Here is a 16,308-nt window from a genome sequence, read left to right on the forward strand (position 1 = left end):
ATATAACGCTTCGTTATACAACGGCATGTTCCTTGCCGGAAGTTTACCCGTACCCAAAGATCAGGAGTTTCCGGAAAACCGATGTCAGATGTTAAATACTAGTAGAAACGGCCCAGGGCTTGCCCTATAATCAACATGAATTAGTTCATATCTACTAGGAGTGTGAGAAAATGAAAAAAGCACTAAAATCCGTAATAGCCGCCTTATTTTTGGTTTGTTCGATGATGGTTGTGTCGGCCACCGCTTTCGCCGATGCGGTTCTCGACTTTGAAGTAACGGAGGTCGGTTACGAGAACGGAGTATTGAAGGCCACCGGCGTCTTTACGAACAGCGGGGACAGAGCGATCGAGAAAGTAAACAAAGTGGATGTAAAAATCTTTTTGTACAACGACGACGGCGATTCGAAGGAAGTAGCCAACCACTACTTCACGGACTTGGCCGTGCAGCTTGCGCCAGGCGAGTCGATCGAATATACGCTGGAATTCCCTGACGTAGCGGAGTATGAGGATGCGACGCAGTGGAGCGCCGAGGAAGGTGACTGGGAGTTCACTTATCTGGATGAAGCGGTGGAAGAAGTCGTTTTGTATGAGGAAGAAGTTGTTGTCTACGAAGAAGAAGTCGTTTACGAGGAAGAAGTCGTTATCTACGAAGAAGAAGACGTTGTATATGAAGAGGAAGCCGTGTATGAGGACGAAGCGGTGTACGAAGAAGCGGCCGTTGAGGACGAAGCGGCTTTGCTCGACTTCCAGATTACGAGCGTTTACTTTGAGGACGGCAAGCTGATGGCCACCGGCAAATTCATCAACACCGGCACCAAAAATATCGAAACCGTTGAAAGCGTATATGTGAAAATTTGGCTGTACAACGAGGCCGGCGATTCCGAGCAAGCAGCGGATCATGTATTTAGCGGCTTAACCGTTCATCTGATGCCGGGCGAAGAGATCGAATATACGCTGGAGTTCGCCGGCGTACCTGAGTATACAGACGCTACGGCGTGGGACGCTTCCGAGGAAGAGTGGACGTATACGTACTTCGAGTAAGTCCGGGCACCGGATGACTCCGCGAAAAGGCTGTTCTGAGCTTGTTACCCGGCTCGGGACGGCCTCTTCTGCTGGAAGCGGCAGCAAAAAAGACAGCCCTGCTCTTACAGCTTGGCTGTCTCGATAGAATTGCCTTACTCCGAACAAGCGGCGGCGATCGCATTGTGAAACAAATGTCTGAGCCGGACTACCGACCTCTCCCTGCCGTAATACACCCGGTTCGTCAGCAGGATAGCAAAGGTACCCTCCGCCGGATCGATCGTCAGACTCGTTCCGGTAAATCCGGTATGTCCAAAGGTCGCCGGCGACATCAGATCGCCGGAAGCGTCCATCGAGTCGCCCTTCAGCACCCAGCCGAGTCCCCGGTTCGCCGGCAAATTACCGGTCTGGGTACGCGTTGCCGCTTCCACCGAAGCGCGGCTGAGCAGCCGGCCCTTGTCGCCGATCCGCCCCTTCGCCAGCCACATGGCCGCATACTTCGCCAAATCCGCGGCTGTCGAGAACAGTCCGGCATGGCCGCTGATCCCTTCGAGCGCGCCCGCGTTCTCGTCGTGTACTTCCCCCCACTTGTGCCGGCCCAGCTCCTGACTGTACTCCGTAGCGGCTATACGGGGAAGCCGGTCCGCCGCAGGCACGTAAAACGTATCGTTCATGCCCAGCGGTTCAAATACATACCGCCGTGCGGCGGTATCCAATCGTTCCTCCAGCAGAGTCTGAACGATCTCGCCGAGCGTAATGTAGCCGAGATCGCTGTACACGACTTTCGTCCCCGGCTCGTAATCTAGCGGCATTGCAAAAATGTGTGCTTTGATCTCTTCGGGCGACCAGCCATGTGAATATAAGTTCGTATGAGCGATAAGTCCTGATGTATGGGTAAGCAGCTGCTTGACGGTGACGGCTCCCTTGCCCTCCGAGTCGAAGGCGGGAATATACTGCTTGACCGGGTCCCCGAGACGCAGCCGGCCGCGTTCGATCAGCAGCAAAATTAGCGGGAGAAGCGCAACGACCTTCGTTAAGGACGCGCAGTCGAATATCGTATCGCTTCGGATCGGCAAGACGGCTTCGCCGCCCGATGCCGCCATATGGGCGGAGCCGCAGGCATGCATTGTCTGAATGGCGCCGCCGCGTCCGATAGCGGCGACTGCGCCCGGCGTATCTCCGCGCGCCACCGCTTCATCCAGCAGCCGGAAAGCATCGGCGATTCTCTCCGGATTCATTGAAGCTGTGTAATGCTGCGCCAGATCGTTTCCGTTCGTTGGATCCATCATCACTTCTCGCTCCTTTATAGCGGGTGCCCTGCCCATATGCAGCACACGGCCGCCGATCGTTATTCAGCCCGGCAGCGCCAGCTTGCCCATAATCGTCTGTACCGGCGCTCCGGTTGCCGACGGCAAATTGTTCGGAATCCCGAACAGGAAGTTGTTCGCGAACACCGCAAACGCCACCGCTTCCTTCGCATCGCTGGATATACCCAGCGCGTCCGACGTCGTTACCGACAGGCCGGGCAGCAGACCGGCCAGCATCGCCAGCAGCGTCCGGTTGTGCGCTCCGCCCCCGGACACGATCACTTCGGATGCGGGGCACGCCGGCAAGACGAACTCCCGGTAGCTTTGCGCGATCGAATGGGCGGTGAACGCCGTAAACGTGGCGACGATATCCGCATCGCCGAGCCCTTGGCGGCTCATCCGTTCCATCCATTGCTGAGCATACGCTTTGCCGAACAGCTCGCGGCCGGTCGTCTTCGGCGGCTGCATGGCGAAGTACGGGTGGCTCATCATCTCCGCGACGATGGCGGCGTCCGCCGTCCCTTGCGCCGCCCATTCGCCGCCGGCGTCATAGCTTTTCTCCCCGCCGGACAGCGTGTGCACGGCCTGATCGATCAGCATATTCCCCGGTCCGGTGTCGAATGCGATCACCTGCTCCGGCTGTCCGCCTGCGGGAATGCCCGCACAGTTGCCGATCCCGCCGATATTTTGCACGATCCGGCCCTTCGCTTCTTCACGGAACAAGATAAAATCGGCATAAGGCACGAGCGGAGCGCCTTGACCGCCGACGGCCATGTCTGCGGTGCGGTAATCGCCGATGACCGGCTTCCCCGTCCGTTTGGCGATTACGGAAATATCGCCGATTTGCAGCGTCGACCGGACGAGCGACCAGTCCTGTTCGTCGGCTACCGGGATATGCCATACCGTCTGTCCGTGCGAGCTGATCAGGTCGATCTCGTCCATCGGCAGCCCGGCTTCGGCGGCAGCCCGGACCGCGGCTTCGGCCAGCACATCGGCCATATAGAAGTTCATCCCGCACACTTTGGCGACATCGGAGTAATCGACGCTGCACAGCTCCTTCAGCTTTTCCCGCAGCTTGTCGTCATAAGGGACTGCCGTATACCCGACGAGTTCCGCTTTCGTCTGCAGCCCCTTGCCTTCCACCCGCACGATAGCGGCGTCGACGCCGTCCAGCGACGTACCGGACATCAGTCCGATGATGAGACGGCTCGGTTTGTTCGTTAGCTCTCCGATCATTTCGGTTCCCTCCTCCAGCCTGCCGGATAATCCCGATGAATCGTAACCGGTGTACGGCCTGTGGCCGCTATCGTTCCGGCCAACACTTTGGCAGCCGATTGCAGCGCCAGCGGACGCGATTCATAAGCCGTGACATAAGCCGTCACGTCCGGAAACGCTGCGATATCGTAAGGGTTGCGCAGCGCTACAACGACCGGCTGTCTGCCCGCATCGATCATAGCCCGTACAAGTGCGGCCTGCTCCGGGCGCAGCGATGCATTGTACGTCCCGACGACCACTTGCCCGAACGATCCGGCCAGCGCCGCGAGCTCCGCTAGCGACGAACCGACCTCTTCCAGCAGCACACTGCGTTCTTCAACGTCAACCCCTTGCGCAGCCAGCGCCTGACCGAGCGTTACCGGCAGATCGACCGACTCATCCACCTCCGACACGGCGGCGGCCAGCACACTGATGACGAGCGTACGCTCTCCCCGGCGCAGCGGAATCAATCCCGCTTCATCCTTGATCAGCGTCAGGCTCGCTTCGCTGATCCGCTGCGCCGTCTCCAGATGCTCGCGGCTGCCAACGCTGCGGAAAGCCGAGCCCGTGTAATACGACTCGTCTGCAACCGTTACGACCGACTCTGCGGTAATACCACGCTTCTCTTTCATCGCGAGCAACCGGCGGGCCGATTCGGTGATGCGCGCTTCGCTAATCCGCCCCGACTCTACGGCGGCGACCAGCGCTTCGATCGCTCCCTCCTGCAAATCGTGGCGATGGCTGATCAGCACGCAGTCCGCCCCCGCTTCGACCGCCATAACCGCCGCATCCACGGTGCCGTAATGGTCGGCGATCGCTTTCATCTCCATGCAGTCGGTCATGATAACACCCTCGAACCCGAGCTCCTCGCGCAGCAAACCGGTGAGTACGTTGTAAGACAGCGTAACCGGCAGCTTTTTCGTCTCGAACGACGGGAAGTAGATATGCGAAGACATGATCGCATCGATTCCGGCCGCAATCGCCCGGCGAAACGGCACCAGCTCGACTTCGTTGATGCGCTCCCGCGAATGCCCGACCGTCGGCAGATCGAGATGGGAGTCGACGTTCGTATCGCCATGGCCCGGAAAATGCTTAGCCGTTGCCGTTACGCCTGCTTCCTGCAAGCCGCGGACGGCCATCGCGCCGTACTCGGCCACGAGCTCCGGCGACTCGCCGTACGAGCGGACGCCGATAACCGGATTCGCCGGGTTGACGTTCACATCGAGCACCGGCGCATAGTTCAGATTAGCACCCAGCGCAAGCAGCTCCTCAGCGGTAATCCGCGCGGCTTCGTAGGCGTTCTGCGGCTCTCCGCCCGCTGCGATCGCCATATTGCCCGGCATCAGCGCGACGCCTTCGGTCAGCCGGGCGACCATGCCGCCTTCCTGATCGATCGCGATCGTCAGCGGAGGCTGCCCGGATTTCAGCGCGATCCGCTGAAATTCGGCGTTCATCGCCGCCACTTGTCGGGTATCGCGCACATTGCGGGCGAACAAAATGATTCCGCCGATATAACGGTCCCGGATCATCCGCTCGATATCCGCTCCGGGCTCATATCCGTGAAACCCGCAATGAATCATCTGCCCGATCTTTTGGCGCAGCGTCATGGCCGAGACAGCCGCCTCGACGCGCGACGCTTCCGTATCTCTATGCTCCGCGGCGCCGTGTTCCGGCGCACGTTTCGAATTCGTGTTCAACGTGTGTCTCCTCCTGTGTCCGATGCATTCCGTTTCTCTCTCTATAAGCGGAACGAAAGTCCGCTCCATTCCGGTAACAAGCAGATGTTTCGTTTAACATCTCTATCTCTGTCACTGTCCGGGAACCGACACGGCGTCAAGCCGCTCTCCCGCACTAGGGGACAAGCCGGCATACGATCCCGTTTTGCCGTTTTCGCCTTCGTCCTCCTCCGGCTTCGCCAGCAAGTTGGCCGTCACCAGATTCGAATAGATCGCGTACATCCCCAAATAAAGCGCGGCAAAACCGATCACGGTCAACCCGAGCAGCACCGTTACGCTGAGCAGTTGAACAAACGCGCCGACGGTGTAGCCCGGATGGGCCAGAAACAGTTTGACGCTCCGGCCCATCGCCGTAAATACGCCCAGTCCCTGCTGCACGATCAGCGGCAGCGCATACAGCTGCGAGACGAGCACCATGGCCACGAAGTACGTCTGGAACACGGCCAGCGCAAAATAAAGCATGCCCGGCTTGCCGCCGTAATACCACCAGGTCGAGACGATGATGAGGATGAAGATCGAGGTTGCAAAGGCTATGACGAACGAGGGGAGGGCGAACTTCCAGGCGCCGGCGAACAGTACGGACAGCTTCGGCCGCTCCCCCTTCATCATCCGGTGGGTGGCATGCAGCGCTCCGGCGCATAGCGGAACGATCACGAACGGCAGCACGAACAACGAGATGCCGACCGGCAAAAAAAAGACGAACGGAACGAGCACAAGCGCCCCCATGATACTGAACAGGGCAACGGGAATAATGTCCTGGTAGATCCGTTTCCCCGATTGGATGACAATCTCGCTCAATTTGCGCATCTCGATTCCTCCTTGAACCTGTATACTTGCGGCCGATGAAACCGGTTGCCCGTTCTTGCACCCGGATGATCGAAAATAAGAGTGGACATCCACCCTTATTTTCGCATCGGTTTCTTTTCTTCTATACGTCTTTATCTAAGAGCAACCGGATCAGAATACAATGCGCTGCTCGGTCTTCGGATCGAAGAAATGCATCTTGCTTCTGTCGAAGACGAACGTCATCATTTGTCCGAGGCGGACGTCCGTCTCCGGATTCACCCGCGCGGTTACCATTCTGGAGCCGACCCGGAAATAGAGCAGCGTCTCCGCACCCAAGTTTTCGATCACTTGAACGGTAGCCTGCATCGTATTTTCTTTGGATACTCCCATCTTCTCTGCATAGTATTCGTCATAGATGTGCTCCGGACGGATGCCGAGCGTTAACTCTTGGCCTTCATAAGGCTGCAGCGCCTTCGCCATCGCGTCGCTCAGCGAGAAGGCGACCCCTTCGAGTTGGGCTTTGCCGCCGGCGATCCGGGCATCCATGAAGTTCATCGCCGGGGAGCCGATGAAACCGGCCACGAACATATTTTGCGGCTCGTTGTACAGCTTGGCCGGGGAGGCGATCTGCTGGATGCTGCCTTTGTTCATCACGACGATCCGCTCGCCGAGCGTCATCGCTTCCACCTGGTCGTGCGTTACGTATACGATCGTGGCGCCCAGCCGCTTATGCAGCTCGGACAGCTCCACGCGCATCTGTACGCGTAGCTTGGCGTCAAGGTTCGAGAGCGGCTCGTCAAACAGGAATACTTGCGGGTCGCGGACGATGGCGCGTCCTACAGCAACGCGCTGACGCTGACCGCCGCTGAGCTCGCGCGGCTTGCGGTCGAGCATTTCGGAGAGACCGAGAATGTTCGAGGCGTCCTGCACCTTTTTCTCGATTTCCTCTTTCGGACGCTTCAGGTTTTTGAGCCCGAACGACAAATTTTCCTTGATCGTCATATGAGGATACAACGCGTAGTCCTGAAATACCATTGCGATGTCGCGGTCTTTCGGATGCAGACTGTTGACGATTTTGTCGCCGATGACGATGTCACCGCTCGATTGCCGCTCCAGACCTGCGATCATGCGCAGCGAAGTCGTTTTGCCGCAGCCGGACGGACCGACGAATACGACGAATTCTTTATCTTCAATGACGAAATTGGAATCGGATACCGCCGTGAACGTCCCCCGTTTTTCGTCGTGATATTCTTTGACCACATGTTTGAATTCGACTCGTGCCATATGTGTTCCCTCCTGAACCTCCTAAGCTTGCATTACCCTTTGACAGCGCCAATCGTAATTCCTTGCAGGAAATATTTCTGAAGCGCGAAGAACAAAATCATCATTGGCAGCGCGCCGACCGTAGCACCGGCCATAATCGCGCCGTAATCCGTCGCCTCCGCGAAACGGAAGCTGGCAAGTCCGACCTGAATCGTGCGCATTTCGTTCGATTGCGTAACAAGGAGCGGCCAGAAGAAATCGTTCCAGTTGGCCACGAACGTGAAGATCGCCAAAACCGCCAAGCCCGGCTTAGCCATAGGCAGTATAATTTTCGTAAAAATGCCGAACTCGCTGCAAGCGTCGATCCGAGCGGCATGAATAAGCGAGGTTGGTAGCGTCGACATGTACTGCTTCATCAAGAAAATGTTACCGACGGTCACGATAGACGGAAGAATGATGGCCGTATACGTATCGGCCAGGTCGAACACGTTGATTACCAGGACGTACAAAGGAATAAGCGTAACTTGAGCCGGAATCATCATCGTGCTGAGCAGCACCCAGAAAATCGAGTTGCGGCCCGGGAACTTCAGCTTCGCGAACGCATATCCGGCCAGCGATGCGAAGAACAGGTTGGTTACGGTAATGACAGCCGATACGAGCAGCGAGTTAAACAGCCAGCGCAAAGCTTTCGTTTTGAGGAAAAACCGCTCATAAGGGGCCGTGGACCAAATTTCCGGCCACATCTGCGGACGGAACGATGCGGAAGCCTGCGAATCCTGGAACGAACCGATAATCATCCAATATAACGGGATCACCGTAATCAGCACCCAGAGCATCAGAACGGCCGCCGCGATGCTAATGAATATGACCTTAGCTTGCTTGGACATAGCGACCGCCTCCTTAATATTCGATGTCCGACGAGAAGTATTTGAACTGAATGACCGATACGATAATGATCAGACCGGCAAGCACGAACGACTGCGCGGAAGCGAGTCCGAAGTCGTAGAAGACGAAGGCCGATTCATAGATCAAATACGCGATCGTCGTCGTGGCGAAATTCGGTCCGCCGGATGTCATCAAGTATACGCTGATAAACACCTGGAACGACGTAATGACGCCGGTAACCGCCAAATAAAGCGTCGTCGGCTTCAGCAGCGGCCACGTGATTTTGCTGAACTTCGCCCAACCGCTTGCATGGTCGATATCCGCCGCTTCGTACAGCGATTTCGGAATGCCGCCCATCGCAGCGAGGTACAAAATAATGCCACTGCCGTGCGCTCCGAGATAACTCATCAGCATAAGCGAGAACAGCGCTTTGTTTGATTGGCCGAGCCAAACGACCGGATCAAGCCCGAACATGCCGATGACCCGGTTCATAAGACCGGATGCGGTCGGATCGAAAATCGCCAGCCAGACGAGCGAGATCGTAACGCCCGACGCAACGGCCGGCAAATACAATGAAGCTTTAAAAAACGTCTGCCACGAGTTTTTCATCTGGAAAATAAAAAACGCGAGCACAAATGTGATGATGATATTGATCGGAACTGTCCCGATTGTGAAAATGACGGTGTTTTTGATCGATTTCCAGAACACGTTGTCCGAGATCATGTACGAATAGTTGTCTAAGCCGATCCACTTGGACTGCATGACGTTATACTTCTGGAAACTCATCAGAAACGCCGAGAAAACCGGATATAACGTAAACACCAAAAACAACAGCACCGGGGCCAAAATGAACAAGTACGCCCAGCCGTAATCTTTCCAGAACTGAACGAACTTCGTATTTGGCGGCTTTGGACCCGGAATCGCTTGAGCCGAATGGTTATCCATCGCTGTCCTCCTGACTGCAAAAAGCATACGTTCGCCCTGCCGAGAGCGGGTGGTTTTTACCAATGATGGTTCGCGAGGCGTTAAACGGAACGCCCCATATGCTGCCATACAGGGCGTTCCAACTGTTAACGCTCGTTTGCGGTTTGCGAGTCTTATCGCAGCATTTGCTGCCCTTTCGTTTTCAGATCTTCCGCTACCGCTTCAGGCGTTTTCTCGCCGGCCAGCAGCGCTTGGAAGTTCGGCTTTTGCACTTGCTCGCGGTATTGCTTCAGCTTAGCCGCTTTGTCCACGTCGATGGTGAGCGCTACTTGCGGAGCAAGCGTTTCACGCATTTTTTTGGATACGTTAAAGTTGACTTCTTTCGCCAGTCCTTTGCCTTCGAACGCTTTGGCTTGGGACGTCCGTACGAACGGCAGGCACAATTCGTTAGCGGAGTTGCCCGCCAGCGCGCCGGTTAAGGAATCCAGAACAAGGAATGTATTTTTCTTGTGCTGCTCGTTGGTTTGTCCTTTTTGCGTAAATGCAATGTAGCCTTCTCCGCCGCCTGTCGTCACGCCATAGCCGGAAACGGCCGGGGAATGAGGAACCGGAAGCTGGATGTACTCGATTTTCTCGCCTTTTACTTTGCCGGCGTCGATATCTTTGTTGCGGTTGGCGATCATCACGTCGTAATACGGGATCGCTTTGGAAATAATAGCGGCTTGACCCGCGTAGAACATTTCCGTACGTTTCGCAGGAGCGAGCGCCACGGTTTCTTTCGGCATATAGCCGTCTTTTACGAGCGTGTTGATGAATTTCAAAGCATCGGTAATTTTATTGTCGTTCCAGATAAAGTTGCCCTTCTCGTCAACAGCATCAACCAGTCCTGCATTGCGAGTAACCATGTCGAGGAAGTCCAGGGACGTTCCGTCCGTTACAAGTGCATATTGCTGAGTGCCGTCAGGCAGCGTTTTGTTCAATTTCTTGGAAACGCTCAGGAACTCTTCCCACGTCCAGCCGTTGTCCTGAATCTTCTTGTAGTCGATGCCTGCTTCGTCCAGAATGCGCTTGTTCGCGCCCCATCCCCACAGCGACTGGTACAACGGCAAGCCGTACTGTTTGCCGCCGAACTTCATCGTGTCCAGCGTGCCCGGAAGGAAGTCTTTCTTGATCTCGTCGGTCAGGTAGCTGTCGATCGGCAGCGCAAGACCTGTATTTACGTATTGGCCGTTCATACCGCCGAAGTACAGATCGGGCGGGTTCCCCGCATTAAGAGCGACGTCGAATTTCTTCGGACCTTCCGCCCAAGACAATACTTCGTACTCCACTTTGATGTGAGGATATGTTTTATTGAATTCGGAAATTAGCACTTTTATGTCGTCTTCGTATTTGCCGTGAACGGGATAGGTCCATACCTTAACGGTATCCGGCGTTGTATCCTGCTTCTGCTCTGTGTTACCGCCCGCCCCGGGAGCCGGCTCTTCTTTTTTGCCGCATGCAGCAGCTACGATGACGAATACGAAAATCATCGCGATGGAAAGCCACTTGTTGAACTTCATTTCACGTTCCCCCTTGTAAAATGGTCGTAGTATTAGCTTCGGCAGCCTCCGTTGTAGTTTGCATCGCACTCGGCATGTTATTCATAAATGTTTCCCGGGCATCCTAAAGATAACGGCCGATCGAACCGCTCTTCTTAAAATCGAGGCTCGGAGACTTCTATGCCGGCCTACGCGTACGCATGCTGGACGCTTTCAGCGGGTCATTGCTGCCATATGGATGTTATCGCTTCCACGTTTTTTATTATATCGCCTAGGAAATAATATTTCAACAATTTTTTAATATACGATAAATTTTATTTACAAAATCATGACATTCTCTTATACTTGAACTATTCCGCTGGATATACAGGGGAGTGTTTGTCTATAACTCCGATCAGGAGCCGCTTAACAGTCAGGAAATCATGTTTCCTATGAAGCCGGACCATACTACATGTAACGCAAATCCAATCGCAGCAACTTCGACGGCCGGCTGATCCGGCTGCACCGGGAGCGGAACTTATTTCCTCTCTATTTTTGCGGATAACCGCATAACCTTTTTTTTAGAGAACAACCTTACAACATTTATGTAAGCGGGTGAGCACGGTGCGGTACGTAATAGGAATCGACGGTGGAGGCACCAAAACAGAAGCGGTCGTCCTGACCGAGCAAGGTCAGGAATGGGGAAACTTAACGGTGGAATCGACCAATCCCCACGCCGTTTCCTTCGAGCAGGCCACGCGTAATATGGGCTTGCTGCTGGATCGGGTATTTTCCCTCCGCGAGACGAAGGGCATGGAATGTGCCGCCGTCTGCCTCGGCCTCGCCGGCGTGGATACGGAGGAAGAACGCAGACGGTTTCTTTCCTTTATGGAATCGTACCGGAATGAAAATCAATTGCCGTTCCGCACCTTTATGAACAATGACGCGCAAATTGCGTTAATGGCGACGCTTCAGTACGATCGCGGCATTATCGTTATATCCGGCACCGGGTCGATCGTTTTCGGCCTCACCGGAGACCGCCGGAAATTCCGCGTGGGCGGCTGGGGGCATTTGCTGGGCGACGAAGGCAGCGGCTATGATATCGGGATTCGTACACTGCGCGCGGCCATGCGGAGTCATGACGGAATCGAGCCTCCGACCTTGCTGACCGAGAGCATCGTTCAAGCATACGGGCTAAGCGCAATCACCGATCTGCGGACGTACATTTACCAGCCGCATCTGAAAAAGCACGATATCGCCAAATTCGCCGAGCTCTGCATCCGGGCCGACGAAGCGGGTGATGTGACGGCGGGCAGCATTCTGGATGCCGCAGCTATGGATCTTTCCGTGTCGGCTGCAGCGCTTGTGCGAAAAGATCCATGGTTCGAGCGGTGCGATCTCGTCACCACAGGATCGATCTTTACTTATTCCAAGCGGTTTGCTGGTACGTTCCGGGACGGCCTCGGCCGATTTTATCCGCACGTATCGCTCCATCCGTCCGCCAGGAAGCCGGCTTACGGCGCTGCGCTTCTAGCCTGGCAGCAGCTGCGACAAAACCAATAAAAGGGGCCATCTTCATGAGCAATTTGCTGAACGAACTGACAACCGAACAAGCGAATGAGCGGACGAGAGAAATCGACCGGCTGCCGACGGAAGACATCGTCAAGCTGATCAATCAGGAAGATCGCTTGATCGCGGAGGCGCTTCGTCAGTTGACTCCGCAAATCGCTGCGGCGGCCGACCTGATCATTCAATCGTTCCGCAGCGGAGGCAGACTTCTCTACGTCGGAGCAGGGACGAGCGGAAGGCTCGGCATCCTGGACGCCAGCGAATGTCCGCCGACGTTCGGCACCGATCCTTCGCTCGTGGTAGGCATTATCGCCGGCGGGCCCGCCGCGATCCAAACCGCGGTGGAAGGCGCCGAGGACAATGTGGAGCTGGGCGCTTCCGATATGGACGAACACGGAGTCGGGCCTAACGATACCGTCGTAGGCATCGCCGCCAGCGGCCGGACGCCTTATGTGCTGGGCGCCATGAAACGGGCCAAAGCGCTGGGCGCTTCCGTCGTAGGCTTGTGCAACAACCACCATACGCCGATGGTCGATATCGCCGATCTGATGATCGAAGCGGTCGTCGGACCGGAAGTTATTCTCGGCTCCACCCGGTTGAAGGCGGGAACCGCCCAGAAGCTCGTCCTGAACACGCTGACGACGACGGCGATGATCCGGATCGGCAAAGTATACGGCAACCTGATGGTCGACCTGCAGCCGTCCAACGAGAAGCTCGTCTACCGCGCGAAGCGAATTATCGGCATGGCGACGCAGGCGACTCAGGATAAGATCGACGAAGCGTATCGCTTGTCCGGCGGCCATGTGAAGACGGCCATCGTAATGATCCTCGCCGGCGTGGACAAGGATGGAGCGGCTGCACTCCTCGAGCAAAGCGGCGGATTCGTCCGCGGCGCCGTCCAGCCGGCAGGTCGGGGCGAATAATGGGTCGATGGTTAGGCGGCGATTCATCGCGATTTATTGCGATTTATTGCGATTTATTGCAATTTAATGCGATTTAGCGCAAGTCATTGCAAACTGACTTCAAGCAATTCGAGTAAGTCGAAAGTAATCAAGTAATCGAATCAGTCGCAAGCAATCGAATAACCGCCAGTTTGCCGCATGAATCGAACGGAACCTGCTCCCACTTTTGGTGGGGGAAGGTTCTTTTTTTACGGGACATCTTCCATCCGGCCTGGGCGATCGAATCCGCCGCTTCGATTGGTCCCGTCATTCATGCAACGCCTGGCATCGGGGAGCTTCAAGAGATGCGGAACATTTTCCGGAGCGGTGGCGACGCCCGATCCCGCATCAGAGGATCATCCGGGACGGGCCTTCCCCTTTCCGCCCACTCATAGGCAACTGCAGGAATTTGTGCTCTTCCTCCCTCTTCCTTGCTCTTCCTTGCTCTCCCCCCCTCTTCCTTGCTCTTCCTTGCTCTTCCTTGCTCTTCCTTGCTCTTCCTTGCTCTTCCTTGCTCTTCCTTGCTCTTCCTTGCTCTTCCTTGCTCTTCCTTGCTCTTCCTTGCTCTTCCTTGCTCTTCCTTGCTGCCCTGCTCTCGATACTTTCCCTGTTTCTCCCTATTTCTCCCTGTTTCTCCGGTCCCCCCTTTCCTCCTCTCCCCTCTTATTCCTTCCCCTCTCGCATTTCTTGCTGTTTCCTTGTTCAATTCTCCCCACAAATTGGTTAGAGGAAGTTTTACTTCCGTTAAATCATCGGCGGAGCTATTTTATCATCAATAGCGGAAGTTTTGTTTCCTTTATATTGAGGAAATCCCCGTATCTCCAGCCAATCTCCGCAAATAACGGAAATAAAAGTTCCGCTATCCGCTGGTTCGGATGGCTTCGGACACATTAGCGGAAGTCCCTCTTCCGGTAATCCCATCCCCCTACAAAAACAACTTCTTGCTGTCCTCATTCAGCATATAGGTGCGAATCCGCTTACTGCCGGATACCGGCACCAGAACTCCGTTGCCCAATAGACGGTGGAGCAATGTTCTGGTTTGCCTTTCACTGACACCCGCCGCTGCGCTGGCCTCGGCCGGGGAGAACGGGGCTTGCCTGCCAATCGCATACCGGACGATTTTGTGCTCCGTGGCGGTCAAAGCTGCCGGCTGCCTGCCGCTGCCGAACCATCTCCCGATCAGTTGCAGAATGAGCTGCTGGCATCGTCTCGGCTTCTCCGCTATATCGTCGTAGGAGAACCGGATGACACGCCATCCGTCAATTATCAAATGATTTTGCCGCGTCAACTGATCGGCAAACTGCCATCTGGATAGGTCCCGCGAGTGCGGACCGTACCCATCGATTTCGAAGCATATCCTCAGAGGGAAACGGATATAAGCAAAGTCGAGAAATCGCGTGCCGTCCTTAAAGTCGGACACCTCATACTCCGGATGCAAGTATTCAAAACTGCCGATCGCAGGCCACCACACCTCCTGTAAAAATAACCGTTCCGCATGTCCCAGCACGGCGATCCGCCGCTTTCTTTCTTCAGAATTTTCACAGCATACATGGTAATCAACGAATGCCGCAAACTGTTTGTCAAAACTCATGCTTGTTCTCCCCCCTTTTGCAAGCTCTTCCATTCCTGTGAAAAGCAAAAACACCGCATCACCCCGTACAAGTAACGGAATGAGCGGCGTATGCTTTACGACCGGTCAGAAGTTAGATTAGTTTTATCTTACGGGAGTTGGTACGAGATAACAACTGATTGAACGATGAAGAATCTCAGAACCTATCCAGATTAGTGAATTTCGGATCAGTCGCTTGCCGATATCGTCCCGGTTATACAGCGAGGACTGCATCTGCCGGAACCAAGCCGTTGACCGGTCCCTGCTGCCGCCCAGCCAGTTCGAATAGGCCCTCCCGCTATCCCAATCGCAACAGCAAACACGCTCAGCACTGACAAGCAAAACATCCAGCTCCCTCCCCCGCTCCCGCGAACCCTTTTATTGAACGGCTTAACATTTAATGTTAATATCAGGCAAAGTTGATATGCTGTACCTGTTATGGTACAATTCATCTAACAAAGGCATTTCGCTCATCAGGGCGAGGTGCCTTCGTGCATATACGAGGCAGTTGACATTTAATGGTTAGTTTTCGGCGCCGTGGAAGCACGGCCGGACGGCTTTCCGAATGGAATTGCCGATAGTTGGCGAATGTCCGTTAGCCCGGGCGGCCGGCGGAATATAAGGGAGGAATGCGTATGATTCAAGTGAAGGAATTTCTGGATAGCAACCACATCTCCGCGGAGAAGCGGGCCAATGAGTTTTTGGCGAAGCTGCGGGAGGAACAAGTGGTGGATATCAAATACTGCACCGGTTTACAGCAGTACCATGATACGGCCGAACAAAGAAGTTATATTTTAGTCGTTTACAAGACCGATTCCGGCAATGTGGGCATACACGAGCCCTAGCCGCCTATAACCTATTAATCGAGGAGTTGTACAACCATGAGACTATGTTTTGAAGCACAATCGAGAGTATCCATGAACCGTTCCCGCTTGAAGCAGCTGCGTCAAGCCGGCAATCTTCCGTGCGTCGTATTCGGCCTGGAGGCCGCTTCCGATATGATCCAAATCTCTTCCAAGCAGTTTGGAAAATGGATCAGAACCGGACGTTCCGAGATCGTCGATCTGAATATCGACGGCAACCAGAAGGTGCCGGTTATGCTAAAGCACGCGCAGCGGGACCCGGTTACACGGGACTGGGTGCATGCCGATTTCCTTCGCGTCCGCATGGACGAGATCATCCGGATGAAAGTGCCGCTGGAATTCGTCGGCACTCCGGCCGGAGTTACTAGGGGCGGCGTACTGTCCGTCCAGGAGACGCATATCGAAGTGGAAGGGTTGCCCGGCGACATTCCGGCCACGATTGCAGTAGACGTCAGCCAGATGGAAGTCGGCGAGTCTCTGCTCTTCGATCAGTTGCCGAAACCGGACAAAGCCGTTCTAGTACCTCTTGCCGACGAGATCGTGGCTTCCATCGTTTTACCCCGCAAGTAAACCGGACCATTCCGGAATGCTTGAGGGGACGGTTATGCAGCATCGTCCTCATTGTATATACGGAT

General features: G+C 55.2%; 16 protein-coding genes. 5 read left to right on the forward strand and 11 right to left on the reverse strand.

Annotation, left to right across the window (positions count from 1 at the left end; translation table 11 throughout):
* Positions 1-170: 170 nt before the first annotated feature.
* Positions 171-1,040, forward strand: a complete 870-nt coding sequence (locus PV433_RS01910; protein WP_332070497.1) for a hypothetical protein — start codon at positions 171-173, stop codon at positions 1,038-1,040.
* A 134-nt stretch (positions 1,041-1,174) separates the two neighbouring features.
* Here the strand turns inward: PV433_RS01910 and PV433_RS01915 are convergent, their stop codons facing one another.
* The 8 genes from PV433_RS01915 to PV433_RS01950 all read right to left on the reverse strand — a co-directional run bounded on the left by PV433_RS01915 (position 1,175) and on the right by PV433_RS01950 (position 10,733).
* Positions 1,175-2,308 carry a serine hydrolase domain-containing protein gene (locus PV433_RS01915; RefSeq protein WP_332070498.1) on the reverse strand — a complete coding sequence of 378 codons (1,134 nt, stop codon included), beginning with the start codon at positions 2,306-2,308 and terminating at the stop codon, positions 1,175-1,177.
* Between the two features lie 63 nt (positions 2,309-2,371).
* The gene (locus tag PV433_RS01920; RefSeq protein WP_332070499.1) at positions 2,372-3,562 is read right to left on the reverse strand and encodes an anhydro-N-acetylmuramic acid kinase; all 1,191 of its coding nucleotides are present in this window, start codon (positions 3,560-3,562) and stop codon (positions 2,372-2,374) included.
* On the reverse strand, positions 3,559-5,277 hold the full coding sequence (gene nagZ / locus PV433_RS01925; RefSeq protein ID WP_332070500.1) for a beta-N-acetylhexosaminidase: 1,719 nt from the start codon (positions 5,275-5,277) through the stop codon (positions 3,559-3,561). The genes PV433_RS01920 and nagZ overlap by 4 nt, the downstream gene beginning before the upstream one ends.
* A gap of 111 nt (positions 5,278-5,388) precedes the next feature.
* On the reverse strand, positions 5,389-6,123 hold the full coding sequence (locus PV433_RS01930) for a hypothetical protein (protein WP_332070501.1): 735 nt from the start codon (positions 6,121-6,123) through the stop codon (positions 5,389-5,391).
* A 150-nt stretch (positions 6,124-6,273) separates the two neighbouring features.
* Complete coding sequence (locus PV433_RS01935; RefSeq protein WP_190931848.1) at positions 6,274-7,386, reverse strand: ABC transporter ATP-binding protein; 1,113 nt, start codon at positions 7,384-7,386, stop codon at positions 6,274-6,276.
* Positions 7,387-7,418: 32 nt separating this feature from the next.
* Positions 7,419-8,252 carry a carbohydrate ABC transporter permease gene (locus PV433_RS01940; protein WP_190931847.1) on the reverse strand — a complete coding sequence of 278 codons (834 nt, stop codon included), beginning with the start codon at positions 8,250-8,252 and terminating at the stop codon, positions 7,419-7,421.
* 13 nt (positions 8,253-8,265) lie between these two features.
* Positions 8,266-9,195 (reverse strand): carbohydrate ABC transporter permease, encoded by a 930-nt coding sequence (locus PV433_RS01945; protein WP_332070502.1) that lies wholly within the window; start codon positions 9,193-9,195, stop codon positions 8,266-8,268.
* 152 nt (positions 9,196-9,347) lie between these two features.
* Entirely contained in the window at positions 9,348-10,733 is a 1,386-nt protein-coding gene (locus tag PV433_RS01950; protein ID WP_190931846.1) for an ABC transporter substrate-binding protein, read from the reverse strand.
* 582 nt (positions 10,734-11,315) lie between these two features.
* Here PV433_RS01950 and PV433_RS01955 point away from each other — a divergent pair.
* Both PV433_RS01955 and murQ read left to right on the forward strand, forming a co-directional pair.
* Complete coding sequence (locus PV433_RS01955) at positions 11,316-12,254, forward strand: N-acetylglucosamine kinase (protein ID WP_332070503.1); 939 nt, start codon at positions 11,316-11,318, stop codon at positions 12,252-12,254.
* Positions 12,255-12,268: 14 nt separating this feature from the next.
* The gene (gene murQ / locus PV433_RS01960; protein WP_332070504.1) at positions 12,269-13,183 is read left to right on the forward strand and encodes an N-acetylmuramic acid 6-phosphate etherase; all 915 of its coding nucleotides are present in this window, start codon (positions 12,269-12,271) and stop codon (positions 13,181-13,183) included.
* 127 nt (positions 13,184-13,310) lie between these two features.
* Here murQ and PV433_RS01965 read toward each other — a convergent pair whose 3' ends face one another.
* The 3 genes from PV433_RS01965 to PV433_RS01975 form a co-directional block, all read right to left on the reverse strand.
* Positions 13,311-13,472, reverse strand: coding sequence for a hypothetical protein (locus PV433_RS01965; RefSeq protein WP_332070505.1), 162 nt, complete (start codon positions 13,470-13,472; stop codon positions 13,311-13,313).
* Between the two features lie 27 nt (positions 13,473-13,499).
* Positions 13,500-13,907, reverse strand: a complete 408-nt coding sequence (locus PV433_RS01970; protein ID WP_332070506.1) for a hypothetical protein — start codon at positions 13,905-13,907, stop codon at positions 13,500-13,502.
* Between the two features lie 219 nt (positions 13,908-14,126).
* Positions 14,127-14,792 carry a DNA-binding response regulator gene (locus PV433_RS01975; RefSeq protein WP_332070507.1) on the reverse strand — a complete coding sequence of 222 codons (666 nt, stop codon included), beginning with the start codon at positions 14,790-14,792 and terminating at the stop codon, positions 14,127-14,129.
* A gap of 653 nt (positions 14,793-15,445) precedes the next feature.
* Between PV433_RS01975 and PV433_RS01980 the strand changes: the two genes are divergently transcribed.
* Together PV433_RS01980 and PV433_RS01985 are read left to right on the forward strand one after the other, a co-directional pair.
* Entirely contained in the window at positions 15,446-15,655 is a 210-nt protein-coding gene (locus tag PV433_RS01980) for a sporulation protein Cse60 (protein WP_190931842.1), read from the forward strand.
* A 36-nt stretch (positions 15,656-15,691) separates the two neighbouring features.
* Positions 15,692-16,243 (forward strand): 50S ribosomal protein L25, encoded by a 552-nt coding sequence (locus PV433_RS01985; protein WP_332070508.1) that lies wholly within the window; start codon positions 15,692-15,694, stop codon positions 16,241-16,243.
* Positions 16,244-16,308: the final 65 nt, after the last annotated feature.

Source organism: Paenibacillus sp. GYB004, assembly GCF_036577605.1.
In the GTDB taxonomy this organism is placed as follows: domain Bacteria; phylum Bacillota; class Bacilli; order Paenibacillales; family NBRC-103111; genus Paenibacillus_AB; species Paenibacillus_AB oceani.